Genomic DNA, 16,664 nt, shown 5'->3' with positions numbered 1-16,664 from the left:
CTTTTTTTTCAGCTCTCCATCACCGGCTTCGGCTGTTCACCCGCCTCATCCTGCATCCACGGCGCGTGCAATACCATGCTCGGCAGTGCCAGCTTAATCTCCTGAGCATTCAGCCCTTCAAGAATACGGATATTGATCTCCTGCTGGATATCCATGTATTTGTTGTAATCCGCGGTATTGACGATATGAACGACTTCAAACGTCAGACGGTCGCGGTCAAATCCGAGAAAATGGGCACGATCGAATTTTGTCTCACCCACATCGGTGATGATTTGCCTGACCATATCCCCCACGTAGCGCAGCTTATCGGGCGGCGTGTCGCTGGCCACGCCAAAGGTAAAGACGATACGACGTGTCTGCATACGTTTGTAGTTGTGGAGCGTTTGCTGGAGCAAAATGGCGTTGCCGCAGACGATCTGCTCCCCGCTCAGGCTGCGTATGCGGGTCGTTTTAAGGCCAATGTGCTCTACCGTCCCCGCCACGTCGTTGAACACCACAAAATCACCAATTTCAAACGGCTTATCAAAACCAATGGACAGGGAGGCAAACACGTCGCTCAGGATCGTTTGTACGGCGAGAGCGATGGCAATCCCCCCCACCCCAAGGCTGGCAACCAGAGCAGTGATGTTGACGCCCGCGTTAGCAAGAATAGACAGCAGCATCACTGACCAGACAATGGCACGGAGAATAAGCCCGGTGATCACCAGCGTAACCGGGTTTTTATGACTTCCCGGTGCCAGCATGACGTGACGTAGCCACGACACAACGCCCTGATCCATCCACAGTGCTACCTGAATCGCGAAAACCAGGAACCAGGCATGGCTGACCGTGCCAAAAAGATGATCGGGTAAGTCAACAAAACGCAGGCTGAACAGAAGTGCTACGACAAAAAGCAGGATCCGACTCGTCCTGTTAAGCATATCGCTCAGGATAAAACGCATCCGGTTGGTGGTCGGGTGTTTGTCGCCCCAGGTGGTGATCCCTTTCTTAACGAACGCGATCAGGCGCGTCAGCAGCCAGTACACCAGCAGCGTGACAAAGACAACCGTGGCGACGCCTACCCAAAATGTCGGCGTCATCATCAACGCGATGATGTCGAAGCGGGACAGAAATTGCATTACACCTCCTCGTCTTACACAAAGGGTAAAGTATAGACAGAGGAGAAAAGCTGACCGCAGAAATAAGAAAACCGCCCCGAAGAGCGGTTTGTCAGGGTGAAGCGAAATTACAGTGCTTTCAGAATCGCATCCACGCTGGCTTTGGCGTCGCCAAACAGCATGTGGGTGTTCTCTTTGAAGAACAGCGGGTTCTGCACGCCAGCATAGCCGGTGTTCATGGAGCGTTTGAAGACAATCACGTTCTGCGCCTTCCATACTTCCAGAACCGGCATACCCGCGATTGGGCTGCGCGGATCGTCCTGCGCCGCCGGGTTAACGGTGTCGTTAGCGCCAATGACCAGCACGGTGTCGGTATCGGCGAAATCATCGTTGATCTCGTCCATCTCCAGCACGATGTCGTAAGGCACTTTCGCTTCCGCCAGCAGCACGTTCATGTGGCCTGGCAGACGTCCCGCCACCGGGTGAATACCAAAGCGAACCTTGATCCCACGCGCGCGCAGCTTCTCAGTAATTTCTGCGACCGGATACTGCGCCTGCGCCACCGCCATGCCATAGCCCGGGGTGATAATGACCGAGTGCGAGTTTTTCAGCATCTCTGCGGTATCTTCCGCGCTGATCTCACGGTGCTCACCCACTTCTTCATCAGAACCGGTAGAGGAGCCGTCAGAACCAAATCCCCCGGCGATAACGCTGATAAACGAACGGTTCATCGCCTTACACATGATGTAAGACAGGATCGCACCAGATGAACCCACCAGCGCACCGGTGACGATCAGCAGGTCGTTGCTCAGCATAAAGCCTGCCGCCGCCGCCGCCCAACCGGAGTAGGAGTTCAGCATGGAGACCACTACCGGCATATCCGCACCACCGATAGACGCCACCAGGTGCCAGCCAAATGCCAGCGCGATGAGGGTCATCACCAGTAATGCCAGCACCTGCAGGCCCACGCTTTCGGTACGCACGAAGATGACCATCAGCACAAACGATACCACCAGCGCCGCCAGGTTCAGCTTGTGACGGTTTGGCAGCATCAGCGGTTTAGACGAAATCTTACCGCGCAGTTTGCCGAACGCCACAATTGAGCCGGTGAAGGTCACCGCACCAATAAAGATGCCGAGGAACACTTCGGTCAGGTGAATGTTGACCAGAATCGGTTCCAGACCCGGTTCGTGATACAGGTAGCTGTTGAAGCCCACCAGCACGGCCGCCAGACCCACAAAGCTGTGCAGAATAGCAACCAGCTCCGGCATCTCGGTCATTTCAACGCGTTTCGCCAGGCGAATACCGATCGCGCCGCCGATGATCATCGCCACCAGGATCCACGCCACGTTGCCGGTGTCCGGCCCGAAGATGGTGGCGATCAGCGCAATCGCCATCCCGGCGATACCAAAGTTATTCCCCTGCTGAGACGTTTCGTGTTTGGAAAGCCCCGCCAGACTGAAAATAAACAGGATTGCAGCAACAATGTATGCGGCTGTGACTAATCCTCCAGACATATGCTACCCCTTAGCCTTTACGAAACATTTTCAGCATGCGCTGAGTCACGGTGAAACCACCGAAAATATTGATGCTGGCGATCAGCACCGCAATAAAGCTCAGGAAGCTGATCCAGCCGCCGTGACCAATCTGCAGTAACGCCCCGACCACGATAATCCCGGAGATGGCGTTGGTTACCGACATCAGCGGCGTGTGCAACGCGTGGGAGACGTTCCACACCACGTAGTAACCGACCACGCAGGAGAGCGCGAAGACGGTAAAGTGGCCGAGGAACTCTTTCGGCGCGACGTCAGCCAGCCAGCCGAACAGGATAATGACCAGCGCCATGATGGCGTATTTACGCCATGGAGACGCCGGTTTAGCGGGTTCTTTTGGCTCTGGTGCCGCTTTCGGCGCGGCCTGAGGCTGAGCAGAAACCTGAATCGGCGGTGCCGGCCAGGTGATTTCACCATCACGGACAACGGTAACACCGCGCACCACGACATCGTCGAAATCAACGGTGACGTTTCCGTCTTTCTCTTTGCACAGCAGCTTCAGCAGGTTAACCAGGTTGGTGCCGTACAGCTGAGACGACTGCGTTGGCAGGCGGCCTGGCAGATCGGTATAGCCGATCACCTTCACGCCGTTGGCGGTGGTCGTCACCTGATTAGCAACGGTGTACTCACAGTTACCGCCGTTTTGCGCCGCCAGGTCGACAATCACGCTGCCCGGCTTCATGGAATCCACCATCTCACGGGTGATAAGCTTCGGCGCAGGTTTACCCGGAATCAGCGCGGTGGTCACAATAATGTCGACATCTTTCGCCTGAGCGGCGAAGAGTTCCATTTCGGCTTTGATAAAGGCTTCGGACATGACTTTCGCGTAACCGTCACCGCTGCCCGCTTCTTCCTTAAAGTCCAGCTCAAGGAATTCGGCTCCCATACTCTGGACCTGTTCCTTCACCTCCGGACGGGTATCAAATGCGCGCACGATAGCGCCGAGGCTGTTTGCCGCACCGATTGCGGCAAGCCCTGCCACACCCGCACCAATCACCATGACTTTTGCCGGAGGGACTTTCCCCGCCGCGGTGATCTGACCGGTAAAGAAGCGTCCAAATTCGTGAGCCGCTTCCACAATCGCGCGATAACCCGCAATGTTAGCCATGGAGCTTAAGGCATCCAGCGACTGCGCGCGCGAAATGCGCGGCACGGAGTCCATCGCCATCACGGTCACGCCACGTGCAGCCAGCTTCTCCATAAGCGCTGGATTTTGCGCAGGCCAGATGAAGCTCACCAGCGTGGTGCCCGGATTCAGCAGCGCAATCTCACTCTCTTCCGGTGCGTTAACCTTCAGAATAACCGGCGACTGCCAGACTTCAGCACCGTCCACCACTTCCGCACCCGCCTGGATAAAGGCCTCGTCATCGAAACTCGCCAGTTTGCCTGCGCCGCTTTCAACCGCGACGGTAAAACCCAGCTTAAGCAGTTGCTCCACCGTTTTCGGTGTTGCCGCTACGCGGGTTTCATTGGCTAACCGTTCTTTTGGTACCCCAATACGCATAGTTTTCCCTTCCATCGGTTTTTGATGATGGTTTGTCGATAAATGCCCGCGGTTTGTATCAATTTTCGCCATTCTCATAGCGATGAGAGATGATTAACCCCGGAAAATAAAACAGTAACAAACTGTCTATAACCTACTGAAAATAGCGCCCGTGATCTACCGCCAGAAAACACTATTTCTTACTTTATCTGTGAAAAATAAGCGATCGGCGTCACTGACAGTGATATTTACCTTAAATTCATCGCCAGAACCGATAAATAGCGCAAGCGAAGCGGTAAAAACATGATATAGCGCCATAAGAGAACAAGTTATTAACATTAAATTAACTTGTAAAAGTCATATGCTTTATCAGTTTTACTTGTCAAACGCCTGTTTTTTCAACATATCACTAAATGTTATCGAATTCGTTAATTCAGTGAGCACAGGCAGTGAAAAATGGCGCAGACAGCGACGGGTTTTAAATGCCATAATCGGGGCCGTCTCAAATTAACAACAATACCAGTACATGGTTTGCGCAAGGCGAAGGATTATTTTTATGAAGCTTAAGAACACACTCCTGGCGTCCGCACTTCTCTGTGCGACCGCCCTGTCTGCGAATGCCGCAACAGAGTTAACGCCAGAGCAAGCGGCAGCGTTAAAACCTTTTGACCATACGGTCATTGTGGGTCGTTATAATTCTATTGGCGATGCCGTCGCCGCCGCATCAAAAGCCGCTGATAAAAACGGGGCGGCCTCGTTTTACGTTGTTGACCAGTCTGATTATGGCAACAGCGGCAACCAGCGCGTAACCATTGCGCTGTATAAAGACAATGCGCCAAAAGCAGACGCACCGAAAAACCGTGTGATTAACGGTATCGTTGAGCTGCCAAAAGATCAGGCAATTGAGCTGGAACCGTACGACACCGTTACCGTTCAGGGCTTCTATCGCAGCCAGCCTGAAGTGAACGATGCCATCACCAAAGCCGCGAAAGAGAAAGGGGCCTACTCGTTCTATATCGTGCGCCAGGTGGATGCTAACCAGGGCGGCAACCAGCGTATTACCGCATTCATCTATAAAGAAGATGCGAAGAAACGCGTTCTGCAGAGCCCGGATGCCATCCCTGCTGACTCCGAAGCGGGTCGCGCGGCGATAGCGAAAGGCGGCGAAGAAGCGAAGAAAGTTGAAATTCCAGGCGTAGCGACGACTGCGGCGCCAAGCGCAGAAGTGGGCCGTTTCTTTGAAACGCAATCCACGAAAGGTGGCCGCTATTCCGTGACGCTGCCAGACGGCACCAAAATTGAAGAGCTGAACAAAGCCACTGCTGCACAGATGGTGCCGTTCGACAGCATCAAGTTTACCGGCAACTACGGCAACATGACGGAAGTCTCTTACCAGGTCGCGAAGCGTGCGGCGAAGAAAGGGGCGAAGTATTACCATATCACCCGCCAGTGGCAGGAACGTGGTAACAACGTGACCATCAGCGCCGATCTGTACAAGTAACAAAATCATTGACCAAAGGCGGCGCAACGCCGCCTTTTTTTGTTACTTTTTTCGAATTTCTGCCACACATCATTGCATGCTTTCGTGACACTCCGTAAAATCCCGCGCCTTAGTGTAATCCACCATTTTTATGCGCCGCAGCGAAATAATTATTCTGGATTGGGACTTTTCATAACAGGAAGCCAATGGAAAAGAAACTTGGCCTGAGTGCTCTGACTGCACTCGTTTTAAGCTCAATGCTGGGTGCGGGCGTATTCAGTTTACCGCAGAACATGGCTGCCGTCGCAAGCCCCGCCGCGTTACTCATCGGCTGGGGGATTACCGGCGTCGGGATATTGCTGCTGGCGTTCGCCATGCTGCTGCTCACCCGCATTCGCCCCGATCTGGACGGCGGTATTTTCACCTATGCGCGTGAAGGATTTGGCGAGCTGATCGGCTTCTGCTCCGCCTGGGGCTACTGGCTGTGCGCGGTGATCGCCAACGTCTCCTATCTGGTGATCGTTTTCTCAGCGCTCAGCTTCTTTACCGATACGCCTGAACTGCGTCTGTTTGGTGACGGCAATACCTGGCAGTCAATTGTCGGTGCCTCGGTGCTGCTCTGGGTAGTTCACTGGCTGATTTTGCGCGGCGTCCAGACCGCCGCCAGCATCAACCTGGTGGCAACGCTGGCGAAACTGGTGCCGCTCGGCCTGTTTATCCTACTGGCCTTTATTGCATTTCGTCTTGATGTGTTTACGCTTGATTTCAGCGGCATTGCGCTGGGCGTTCCGGTCTGGGAGCAGGTGAAAAACACGATGCTGATCACCCTGTGGGTATTCATCGGCGTTGAGGGGGCAGTCGTGGTCTCTGCCCGCGCGCGTAACAAACGTGATGTGGGCCGTGCCACGCTGCTGGCCGTCCTGGCGGCGCTGGGCGTGTATCTGCTGGTCACGCTGCTGTCGCTGGGCGTGGTGGCGCGTCCTGAACTGGCCGAAATGCGTAACCCGTCAATGGCCGGGCTGATGGTGAAAATGCTTGGCCCGTGGGGTGACGTTGTGATTGCCGCGGGATTGATCGTCTCCGTCTGTGGCGCGTACCTGAGCTGGACCATCATGGCGGCTGAAGTGCCGTTCCTGGCCGCGACGCACAAAGCGTTTCCACGCCTGTTTGCCCGTCAAAACCAAAATAATGCCCCTTCAGCGTCTCTCTGGCTGACCAACATCAGCGTTCAGGTCTGTCTGGTGCTGATCTGGCTCACAGGTTCAGACTATAACACCCTGCTGACCATCGCCTCAGAGATGATTCTGGTACCCTATTTCTTAGTGGGCGCGTATTTGTTAAAAATCGCCACGCGTCCGGCGCATTATATCGTGGGTATCGGGGCCTGTATTTACGGTCTGTGGTTGTTGTATGCTTCCGGGCCTATGCATCTGCTGCTGTCGGTAGTGCTGTATGCGCCGGGTCTGCTGGTGTTTATCTACGCCCGCCGCACGCATCAGCTGGAGAACGCGCTGAGACGGCGTGAGATGGCCTTAATCGGACTGTTACTGGTTGCTGCCGTTCCGGCAACCTGGATGTTAATGGGATAGCCCTCGTCTTTCCCATTGTTGAACTGTAAAGGAGAATACGATGGGAAATACACCGCTTCGCCCAATACTGATCACGGGTGGAGGCCGCCGTATCGGCCTCGCCCTCGCCCATCATTTTCTCAACCTTCGCCATCCGGTCATTGTCAGTTACCGTACGGAATACCCGTCAATTGAGGGTTTGCGCAAAGCCGGAGCCGTCTGTATTCAGGCCGATTTTTCCACTGATGAGGGCATTCTGGCCTTTGCGGAGAAAGTGAAAGCCACCACCACGGGGTTGCGCGCCGTGATCCATAACGCCAGCGCCTGGCGGGCCGAGAAACCCGGCACGTCACTCAGCGAAACGCTCTCCGCGATGCTGCAGATCCACGTCAATGCCCCTTATCTGCTTAACCACGCCCTGCAGGATCTGCTGCGTGGCCATGGTCATGCTGCAGGGGACATTATTCACTTCACCGACTATGTAGTGGAACGCGGCAGCGACAAGCACATCGCCTATGCGGCCAGTAAAGCCGCGCTGGATAACATGACGCGTTCGTTCGCCCGCAAGCTCGCGCCTGAGGTGAAGGTGAATGCCATCGCTCCGGCGATGATTTTATTTAATGAAAACGATGATGCGGAGTATCGCCAGCAGGCGCTCAATAAGTCGCTCATGAAAATAGCCCCAGGCGAGAAAGAGGTGATCGACCTTGTGGATTACCTGCTCACCAGTTGCTATGTCACCGGCAGAACCTTTGCCGTGGACGGCGGCCGCCCGTTACGCTAGTGAAAGCGGCTCCAGAAGAAAATTAACACCCAGGCGCTGAGCCCCCAGCAAACCACTGCCCCGCCCAGCGCCAGGGGAAGCCGTAGAAAACCGGTGAAATACCATAACGAAAGCAGGTAGAGAAAATAGGGGATGATAGACCACATACCAAACACAATGGTGGTGCGTAGCGCCTCGGTTCCCCTTTCAGACGCCACAATATAATGGGCAATAAGCGCAAAGGTCGGGAACAACGGGATCAGCCCGGCAATATAGTAGTTTTTGGTTTTTGCCAGAATGCCTATCAGTAACACCACCAGCGCTCCCAGCGCCGCTTTGATCACCAGCCCCATACTTTTTCCTATAACAATCAAATAACAATATGAGCCAGAATAACGGAAGCGGCGTTAATTTTGAAAGATTAATGGAAGGTTAAGGTTCCGCGGTGTATGTTGGCTTTTTTCACGAAAACAGACGTTGTATGAATAAGATTGTTTATGTTGAAGACGAACCCGAAGTCGGGCAGTTGATCGCCGCCTATCTGGGCAAACATGATATGGACGTCATTGTTGAGCCTCGCGGCGATCGGGCCGAAGAGGTGGTCGTCCGTGAAAACCCGGACCTGGTGCTGCTGGATATCATGTTGCCTGGCAAAGACGGCATGACCCTCTGCCGCGACCTGCGCGCCCGCTGGGAAGGTCCTATCGTGTTGCTCACCTCTCTGGACAGCGATATGAACCATATCCTGTCGCTGGAGATGGGTGCCAACGATTACATTCTGAAAACCACACCGCCTGCCGTTCTGCTTGCCCGTCTGCGCCTGCATTTGCGCCAGCACGCGAGTGTCGAACGCGAATCGCCCGCCCCCTCTCTGACGCCGCACAAAGCGATGCGTTTTGGTACGCTGTCTATCGATCCGATCAACCGCCAGGTGCTGCTTTCCGGCGAGCTTATCGCCCTCTCCACCGCCGACTTTGATCTGCTGTGGGAACTGGCAACGCATGCCGGGCAAATCATGGACCGTGACGCGCTGCTGAAAAACCTGCGTGGCGTGAGCTATGACGGCATGGACCGCAGCGTCGACGTTGCGATTTCGCGCCTGCGCAAAAAGTTGCAGGATAATGCCACCGAGCCCTACCGCATTAAAACCGTGCGTAACAAAGGTTATCTGTTTGCCCCGCACGCCTGGGAAACCTGATTACGCTCACCGGCTAACCAAACATGCTCGAAATGAAGGCATTACACCGCGATGCCTTCTCTTTCTCGCGTTTAATTACCCGTTTGCGCAACAAATACTTGCTAAGCACGCTATCTAATCCATAATTAAAGTTCAATTGTCTCTTCTTCAGGCCGCACCGGCCCCGCTACTTGCTCACACCTGTTCCGCACCTTCCCTCCCATGAAATCTTGAAATGAGGATTTAAGCCTATGAAATATGTATAGCTACCATGAAGTAGAAGCCATCAAAACCAATCTTGAATGGATTGTTAATCAGCTAACCTTTAAGCAATCCTCCCCCTCAGGTACCGACCTAAAAGCGCTCTTTGACCTGCTGGAACTGATTCAGTCTTACGAAATGCTCCTGGACTTAATCAGGGACTTCGGAACGGATGTGATTGATACGCACATTGCGGAAGGCCTGGCCGTCACGGAAAAACTCATCGCCAAGGTTAAAAGAAGTGCGCATGCAATGTAAGAAGCGTCACAGACATGAAAACAGGTGAGGTTTTTCATGTATATTCTGCCTATCGCGTTTTTCCGGTGAGATGGAATGAAAAAGCTGTTTGTGCAGTTTTATCTTTTACTGTTTGTCTGCTTCCTGGTCATGACCATGCTGGTCGGGCTGGTCTATAAATTTACCGCCGAACGTGCGGGCAGGCAGTCGCTGGACGATTTGATGAAAAGCTCGCTGTATCTGATGCGGAGCGAACTCAGAGAGATCCCGCCGCACGACTGGGCGAACACCCTCAAAGAACTCGATCTGAACCTGTCATTTGATTTACGCATCGAGCCATTAAAAGATTTCGAGTTAGATCCGCCCGCAATGCAGCGCCTGCGCGATGGCGATATCGTGGCGCTGGATGAGAAATACACCTTTATCCAGCGTATTCCGCGCAGCCATTATGTGCTGGCTGTCGGGCCGGTTCCTTATCTCTATTATCTTCACCAGATGCGCCTGCTGGACATGGCGTTGATGGCCTTTATCGCCATTTCGCTCGCGTTTCCGGTCTTTATCTGGATGCGTCCCCACTGGCAGGACATGCTGAAGCTGGAATCCGCCGCACAGCGTTTTGGCGAGGGACATTTCACCGAGCGCATTCACTTCGACAGCGGTTCCAGCTTTGAACGGCTGGGCGTGGCCTTTAACCAGATGGCCGATAACATCAATGCCCTGATCGCCAGTAAAAAACAGCTAATCGACGGTATTGCCCACGAGCTGCGCACGCCACTGGTTCGCCTGCGCTATCGTCTGGAGATGAGCGAGAATCTGACAGAAGCGGAGTCACTCGCGCTAAACCGCGATATTGGTCAGCTTGAAGCGCTGATTGAAGAGCTGCTCACCTACGCGCGCCTCGACCGCCCACAAAACGAGCTGAACCTCAGTGCGCCAGATCTGCCCGCCTGGCTGCAAACCCATATTGATGATGTCCAGAGCGTGAACCCGCAACGCACGCTGTTGACGCGCGTCACGCCCGGCGATTACGGCGCGCTCGATATGCGGCTGATGGAGCGCGTGCTTGATAACCTGCTGAACAACGCCATGCGCTACAGCGAAAGTACGCTACAGATTGGACTGGATTTGCAGGGTAACCAGGCAAGCCTGACAGTTGAAGACGATGGACCGGGAATTGCCCCGGAAGCACGAGAAACCGTATTTGAACCGTTTGTCCGCCTCGATCCCAGCCGCGATCGCGCCACCGGCGGGTGCGGACTGGGGCTGGCCATTGTTTACTCTATTGCGCAGGCCATGGGCGGCACGGTGCATTGTGAGGAGAGCGAACTCGGCGGCGCACGCTTCTGCTTTAACTGGCCGGTGTACCATAACATCGCCCTTCCCGTCCCTGTCTGACCTTAACCGCACGCTGGCCTGACCCGGCGTGCTGTGCTATATGATAAGTATGTTGTAACTAATGAGAGTGTTTATGGCAACCTACGATCTCATCGAACGGCTGAACAGCACGTTCCGCGAAATAGAACACGAATTGCTGACGCTGACCGCGCGTTTACAGACCTGCCGCCTGCTGGCCGCGCGCGTCTTTACCCTGCCCGATATCGCCAAAGGCGCGGAGCACGATCCGCTCGACGCCATTGAGGTGAAGCAGCATATCGGCAGCGCCGCGCTTGAGCTGGCCCTGAAGCACTACCGCCACCTTTTTATTCAGCAGCAGTCGGAACAGCGCAGCAGCAAGGCGGCCGTGCGCCTGCCGGGCGTGATCTGCCTGCAAACCGATGCCACCACGCGCGAGGCGCTGGAAAACCAGATTGCGCATATCAACGCCCTGAAAGCAACGTTTGAGAAGATTGTGACCGAAGAGTCCGGCCTCGCTCCGGCCGCCCGGTTTGAGTGGGTGCACCGCCAGCTTCCGGGATTAATTACCCTTAATGCCTACCGCACGCTGACCGTACTGCGTCACCCCGCCACGCTGCGCTTCGGCTGGGCGAATAAGCACATCATTAAAAACTTCACCCGGGATGAGGTGCTGGCGCAGCTGGAAAAAAGTCTTAAGGCACCGCGTACCGTTGCACCGTGGTCGCGTGAACAGTGGATTGAGCGTCTGGAGCAGGAGTATCACAGCATCGCCTCGTTACCGGCGGATACGCGCCTCAAAATTAAGCGTCCGGTAAAGGTGCAGCCTATCGCTCGCGTCTGGTATTCCGGTCAGCAAAAACAGGTACAATATGCCTGCCCGACGCCGCTGATTGCGCTTTATGATGCCGATCAGGGCGCCATCGTGCCGGATATTGGTGAGCTGCTGAATTACGATGCTGAAAATGTTCAGCACCGTTATCGGCCTCAGGCGCAGCCGCTACAGCTGATTATTCCGCGGCTGCACCTGTATGTGGCGGGATGATTATTTCAGACTGCCGACCATCGCTTCCGGGCGAACCCAGGCGTCAAATTCCGCCTCCGTTAGATAACCCAGCGCCAGAGCGGCAGCTTTCAGCGTTAGCCCCTCTTTGTGCGCCTTTTTGGCGATCTCGGCGGCCTTGTCGTAACCGATATGGGTATTGAGTGCGGTGACCAGCATCAGAGACTCATTCAGCAGCTGGCTGATGCGCTCGCGGTTTGGCTCTATGCCCACCGCACAATGCTCGTTAAAGCTCTCCATCCCGTCGGCCAGCAGACGAACAGATTGCAGCACGTTGTGAATCACCATCGGACGATAGACGTTCAGCTCGAAGTTGCCGGACGCGCCGCCCAGGTTAACCGCCACGTCGTTGCCCATCACCTGACAGCAGAGCATGGTCATGGCTTCGCACTGGGTCGGGTTGACTTTACCCGGCATGATAGAGCTGCCCGGCTCGTTTTCCGGAATGCTGATTTCACCGATACCGCAGCGCGGCCCTGAGGCCAGCCAGCGGACGTCGTTGGCAATTTTCATCAGCGAAGCCGCCAGACCTTTCAGCGCGCCATGGGTGTGAACCAGCGCATCGCAGGTCGCCAGCGCTTCGAATTTATTGGGCGCCGTGACGAATGGCTGGCCGGTAATGGCTGCAAGCTCCTTCGCCACGCGCACCGCGTACTCAGGATGCGTATTTAACCCGGTACCGACCGCCGTGCCACCGAGCGCCAGCTCCGCCAGATGGGGCAAGCTGTTCTCGATATGCTTCAGGTTATGTTCCAGCATCGCCACCCAGCCGGAAATCTCCTGACCGAGCGTCAGTGGCGTAGCGTCCTGAAGGTGAGTACGGCCAATTTTAACGATGTCGCGGAAGGTCTGCGCTTTCTCGTTGAGCGTGGTTTTGAGCACGTTGAGCTGCGGAATAAGCTGCTCGCGGATCGCGATCACCGCCGCTACGTGCATCGCCGTCGGGAAGACGTCGTTGGAACTCTGGCTTTTGTTAACGTCATCGTTCGGGTGGATCTTACGCTCCATGCCGCGCACGCCGCCCAGCAGTTCACTTGCCCGGTTCGCCAGCACTTCGTTCATGTTCATGTTGCTTTGGGTACCGGAACCGGTTTGCCAGATGGCGAGGGGAAATTCGTCGGGATGTTTACCGGCCAGCACTTCGTCGGCGGCATTAATGATCGCGGTGGCTTTATCTGCGCCCAGCAGGCCTAAATCCTGGTTTACTTTTGCCGCTGCACGTTTGGTGAGTGCCAGCGCCTGAATCAGCGAGACGGGCATTTTTTCGGTCGAAATGCGGAAGTGCTCCAGCGAACGCTGGGTTTGCGCGCCCCATAGCTTGTCAGCCGGAACCTCGATTGCGCCCATAGAGTCTTTCTCATGGCGTACCGTTGTCATTACTTTCTCCTTGATAACACTGTCGGGATTGCTCACATGCTTAAGAGATAAGTATTGATGACTTCTGAGAAACGTTATGGCGCTTTGTGCGCTCTTTTTGGTGTCGGGTGGCGCTAACGCCACCCGACAAGGTTTTAACTTACTTCACACACGCTGAACACTGGGACGACTGGATTTGCTTGAAGAAGTCGTTACCTTTGTCATCCACCAGGATAAACGCCGGGAAATCTTCCACTTCAATTTTCCAGATGGCTTCCATACCCAGTTCCGGGTATTCCACGCATTCCAGGCTCTTGATGCTGCCCTGCGCAAGGACCGCCGCCGGGCCGCCGATGCTGCCAAGGTAGAAACCGCCATGCTTATGGCATGCGTCCGTTACCTGCTGACTACGGTTGCCTTTTGCCAGCATGATCATGCTGCCGCCGTTGGCCTGCAGCTGGTCAACGTAGGAGTCCATACGGCCCGCCGTGGTAGGACCTAACGAGCCGGAAGCATAGCCTTCAGGCGTTTTGGCCGGTCCTGCGTAGTAAATCGGGTGATCTTTAATGTACTGCGGCAGCCCTTCACCGTTATCCAGACGCTCTTTCAGCTTCGCGTGCGCAATGTCACGGCCGACGATAATCGTGCCGTTCAGAGAGAGGCGAGTCGACACCGGGTACTGAGAAAGCTGGGCCAGGATCTCTTTCATCGGACGGTTAAGGTCAACGCGAACCGCTTCCCCCTCACCCGCTTTACGCAGTTCTTCCGGGATGTATTTGCCTGGGTTGTTTTCCAGTTTTTCGATCCAGATGCCTTCGCGGTTGATCTTCGCCTTGATGTTGCGATCCGCAGAGCAGGAAACGCCCATGCCGACCGGGCAGGATGCACCGTGACGCGGCAGACGGATCACGCGCACGTCGTGAGCAAAGTATTTACCGCCAAACTGTGCGCCGAGCCCCAGGTTACGCGCTTCTTCCAGTAGCTCCTGCTCAAGCTGCACGTCGCGGAATGCCTGGCCGTGTTCATTACCTTCCGTTGGCAGACCGTCATAGTATTTGGTTGAGGCCAGTTTGACGGTTTTCAGCGTGCTCTCAGCCGAGGTACCGCCAATCACAAACGCGATGTGGTACGGCGGGCATGCAGCCGTACCGAGAGTACGCATTTTCTCGACCAGGTAGTTCTTCAGCTTGCCCGGGGTGAGCAGCGCTTTGGTTTCCTGGTAGAGATAGGTTTTGTTGGCCGAACCGCCGCCTTTGGCGATGCAGAGGAATTTGTACTCATCACCGTCGACGCTGTAGAGATCTATCTGTGCGGGCAGGTTGGTGCCGGTGTTGACCTCTTTGTACATATCCAGCGCCGCGTTTTGCGAGTAGCGCAGGTTATCTTCGGTATAGGTGTTGTAAACACCGTGGGCCAGCGCCGCTTCATCACCGCCGCCGGTCCAGACGCGCTGGCCTTTTTTACCAACGATAATCGCCGTGCCGGTGTCCTGACAGGTTGGCAGAATGCCTTTCGCCGCGATATCGGAGTTACGCAGGAACTGCAGGGCAACGTATTTATCGTTCTCGCTGGCTTCCGGGTCGCTCAAAATATCGGCAACCTGCTGCTGATGCGCAGGACGGAGCATAAACGAGGCGTCGTGGAAAGCGTGCTGCGCCAGCAGCGTCAGCGCCTGCGGATCCACCTTAAGGATCTCTTGTCCTTCAAACTCAGAAACGGAGACGTGATCGCGGGTTAACAGGTAATACTCGGTCTGATCCTTACTGAGGGGGAAAGGATCCTGATAATGGAAGGGTTTATTCGACATTGTTCTCTCACTTACTGCTTCGGTCTGTTTATTCAGGGCAGATGTTCCGCTGCCCGGCTTAAAAGCGAGTCAGCTTATCCTACACAATTTTTTAACAAAAACTGAGACTAGTACGACTTTTTACATCCACAGGTTACTTCCATGTGGTTTATTGCTTTAATACCCGAAGTTAATTCCACAATTGAATCAGGGCTTGATAATGCAAAAACTCATTAACTCAGTGCAAAACTACGCCTGGGGAAGTAAAACTGCGTTAACGGATCTCTACGGTATCGCTAACCCCAACAACCTGCCGATGGCAGAGCTGTGGATGGGGGCACACCCGAAGAGCAGCTCAAAAATTGCAGACGCCAGCGGCCAGGTACGCAGCCTGCGTGACGTGATCGATGCCGATAAATCCGCACTGTTGGGCGACAACGTTGCTCAGCGCTTCGGTGAACTGCCGTTCCTGTTTAAAGTCCTGTGTGCCGACCAGCCGCTCTCCATCCAGGTTCACCCGAACAAAAAAGCCTCTGAAATCGGCTTTGCGAAAGAGAACGCGGCGGGTATCCCGTTAGACGCTGCCGAGCGTAACTACAAAGATCCGAATCACAAGCCGGAACTGGTCTTTGCGCTGACCCCGTTCCTGGCGATGAACGCATTCCGCGAATTTTCCGAGATCGTTTCCCTGCTGCAACCGGTCGCGGGTGCTAACAAGGCTATCGCCCACTTCCTTGAAAACCCGAATGCCGACGCGCTGAGCCAGCTGTTTGCCAGCCTGCTGAATATGCAGGGTGAAGAGAAATCTCACGCGCTGGCGGTGCTGAAAGCGACGCTGGACAGCCAGCACGGTGAACCGTGGGAAACCATCCGTCTGATTTCCGCGTTCTACCCGGACGACAGCGGCCTGTTCTCTCCCCTGCTGCTGAACGTGGTGAAACTGAACCCGGGCGAAGCGATGTTCCTGTTCGCGGAAACCCCGCACGCCTACCTGCAGGGCGTGGCGCTGGAGGTGATGGCCAACTCCGATAACGTGCTGCGCGCGGGCCTGACGCCGAAATATATCGATATTCCTGAGCTGGTTGCCAACGTGAAGTTTGTGGCAAAACCGGCAGGTGAGCTGCTCACCCAGCCTGTCAAAACAGGTGCAGAGCTGGACTTCCCGATCCCGGTGGACGATTTTGCCTTCTCCCTGCACGACCTGAGCCCGACCGAAACCACCATTGCGCAGGAAAGTGCAGCAATCCTGTTCTGTGTCGAAGGCGAAGCCACGCTGCATAAAGGTGAACAGCGTCTGGTACTTAAGCCCGGTGAGTCAGCGTTCGTTGCAGCGAATGAGTCTCCGGTTAGCGTAAGCGGTACCGGTCGTCTGGCGCGCGTTTTCAATAAGCTTTAAGCACTTACTGAATTTTTTAACAACTCTTGCTAAGCTAGTTGCAGGCTTAATATCTCCGGGCGGTTTTTACCGCCTGGTTTCATTTTAGGGA

At 55.0% G+C, this 16,664-nt stretch carries 14 protein-coding genes; 8 read left to right on the top strand and 6 right to left on the bottom strand.

The window, feature by feature from the left end; genetic code table 11:
* Window positions 1–8 precede the first annotated feature (8 nt).
* The 3 genes from AAER43_RS10205 to pntA all read right to left on the bottom strand — a co-directional run bounded on the left by AAER43_RS10205 (window position 9) and on the right by pntA (window position 4,154).
* Entirely contained in the window at window positions 9–1,118 is a 1,110-nt protein-coding gene (locus AAER43_RS10205) for a mechanosensitive ion channel family protein (RefSeq protein WP_045269495.1), read from the bottom strand.
* 107 nt (window positions 1,119–1,225) lie between these two features.
* Window positions 1,226–2,614, bottom strand: coding sequence for a Re/Si-specific NAD(P)(+) transhydrogenase subunit beta (gene pntB / locus AAER43_RS10200; protein WP_023330269.1), 1,389 nt, complete (start codon window positions 2,612–2,614; stop codon window positions 1,226–1,228).
* 10 nt (window positions 2,615–2,624) lie between these two features.
* Window positions 2,625–4,154, bottom strand: a complete 1,530-nt coding sequence (gene pntA / locus AAER43_RS10195) for a Re/Si-specific NAD(P)(+) transhydrogenase subunit alpha (protein WP_023330268.1) — start codon at window positions 4,152–4,154, stop codon at window positions 2,625–2,627.
* A 535-nt stretch (window positions 4,155–4,689) separates the two neighbouring features.
* Between pntA and ydgH the strand changes: the two genes are divergently transcribed.
* From ydgH to folM, 3 genes are all read left to right on the top strand, one after another.
* Window positions 4,690–5,634, top strand: a complete 945-nt coding sequence (ydgH, locus tag AAER43_RS10190) for a DUF1471 family protein YdgH (RefSeq protein WP_014883599.1) — start codon at window positions 4,690–4,692, stop codon at window positions 5,632–5,634.
* 185 nt (window positions 5,635–5,819) lie between these two features.
* Window positions 5,820–7,202 carry an amino acid permease gene (locus AAER43_RS10185; protein WP_050862539.1) on the top strand — a complete coding sequence of 461 codons (1,383 nt, stop codon included), beginning with the start codon at window positions 5,820–5,822 and terminating at the stop codon, window positions 7,200–7,202.
* A gap of 40 nt (window positions 7,203–7,242) precedes the next feature.
* The gene (folM, locus tag AAER43_RS10180; protein WP_014883597.1) at window positions 7,243–7,965 is read left to right on the top strand and encodes a dihydromonapterin reductase; all 723 of its coding nucleotides are present in this window, start codon (window positions 7,243–7,245) and stop codon (window positions 7,963–7,965) included.
* On the opposite strand, the gene AAER43_RS10175 is transcribed toward folM, so the two are convergent.
* Window positions 7,962–8,297 carry a GlpM family protein gene (locus AAER43_RS10175; RefSeq protein ID WP_014883596.1) on the bottom strand — a complete coding sequence of 112 codons (336 nt, stop codon included), beginning with the start codon at window positions 8,295–8,297 and terminating at the stop codon, window positions 7,962–7,964. The two genes, folM and AAER43_RS10175, sit on opposite strands and share 4 nt — an antisense overlap.
* A gap of 128 nt (window positions 8,298–8,425) precedes the next feature.
* Here AAER43_RS10175 and rstA point away from each other — a divergent pair, with 128 nt between their 5' ends.
* The 4 genes from rstA (at window position 8,426) to tus (ending at window position 12,017) form a co-directional block, all read left to right on the top strand.
* Window positions 8,426–9,142: a two-component system response regulator RstA gene (gene rstA / locus AAER43_RS10170; RefSeq protein ID WP_032636775.1), complete on the top strand. Its 717-nt coding sequence runs from the start codon at window positions 8,426–8,428 to the stop codon at window positions 9,140–9,142.
* Window positions 9,143–9,379: 237 nt separating this feature from the next.
* Entirely contained in the window at window positions 9,380–9,640 is a 261-nt protein-coding gene (locus tag AAER43_RS10165) for a hypothetical protein (RefSeq protein ID WP_014883594.1), read from the top strand.
* A gap of 75 nt (window positions 9,641–9,715) precedes the next feature.
* Complete coding sequence (rstB, locus tag AAER43_RS10160; protein ID WP_014883593.1) at window positions 9,716–11,014, top strand: two-component system sensor histidine kinase RstB; 1,299 nt, start codon at window positions 9,716–9,718, stop codon at window positions 11,012–11,014.
* 73 nt (window positions 11,015–11,087) lie between these two features.
* On the top strand, window positions 11,088–12,017 hold the full coding sequence (gene tus, locus AAER43_RS10155) for a DNA replication terminus site-binding protein (RefSeq protein WP_050862540.1): 930 nt from the start codon (window positions 11,088–11,090) through the stop codon (window positions 12,015–12,017).
* On the opposite strand, the gene fumC is transcribed toward tus, so the two are convergent.
* Window positions 12,018–13,412: a class II fumarate hydratase gene (fumC, locus tag AAER43_RS10150; protein WP_023330260.1), complete on the bottom strand. Its 1,395-nt coding sequence runs from the start codon at window positions 13,410–13,412 to the stop codon at window positions 12,018–12,020. It abuts the gene before it with no gap.
* 139 nt (window positions 13,413–13,551) lie between these two features.
* Window positions 13,552–15,198 carry a class I fumarate hydratase FumA gene (gene fumA, locus AAER43_RS10145; RefSeq protein ID WP_014883590.1) on the bottom strand — a complete coding sequence of 549 codons (1,647 nt, stop codon included), beginning with the start codon at window positions 15,196–15,198 and terminating at the stop codon, window positions 13,552–13,554.
* 199 nt (window positions 15,199–15,397) lie between these two features.
* Between fumA and manA the strand changes: the two genes are divergently transcribed.
* Complete coding sequence (manA, locus tag AAER43_RS10140) at window positions 15,398–16,573, top strand: mannose-6-phosphate isomerase (RefSeq protein WP_014883589.1); 1,176 nt, start codon at window positions 15,398–15,400, stop codon at window positions 16,571–16,573.
* Window positions 16,574–16,664 lie beyond the last annotated feature (91 nt).

Source organism: Enterobacter sp. FUJ80071 (assembly GCF_038739915.1).
Lineage (GTDB): Bacteria > Pseudomonadota > Gammaproteobacteria > Enterobacterales > Enterobacteriaceae > Enterobacter > Enterobacter kobei.
This window is presented reverse-complemented; position numbering and strand designations above follow the sequence as displayed.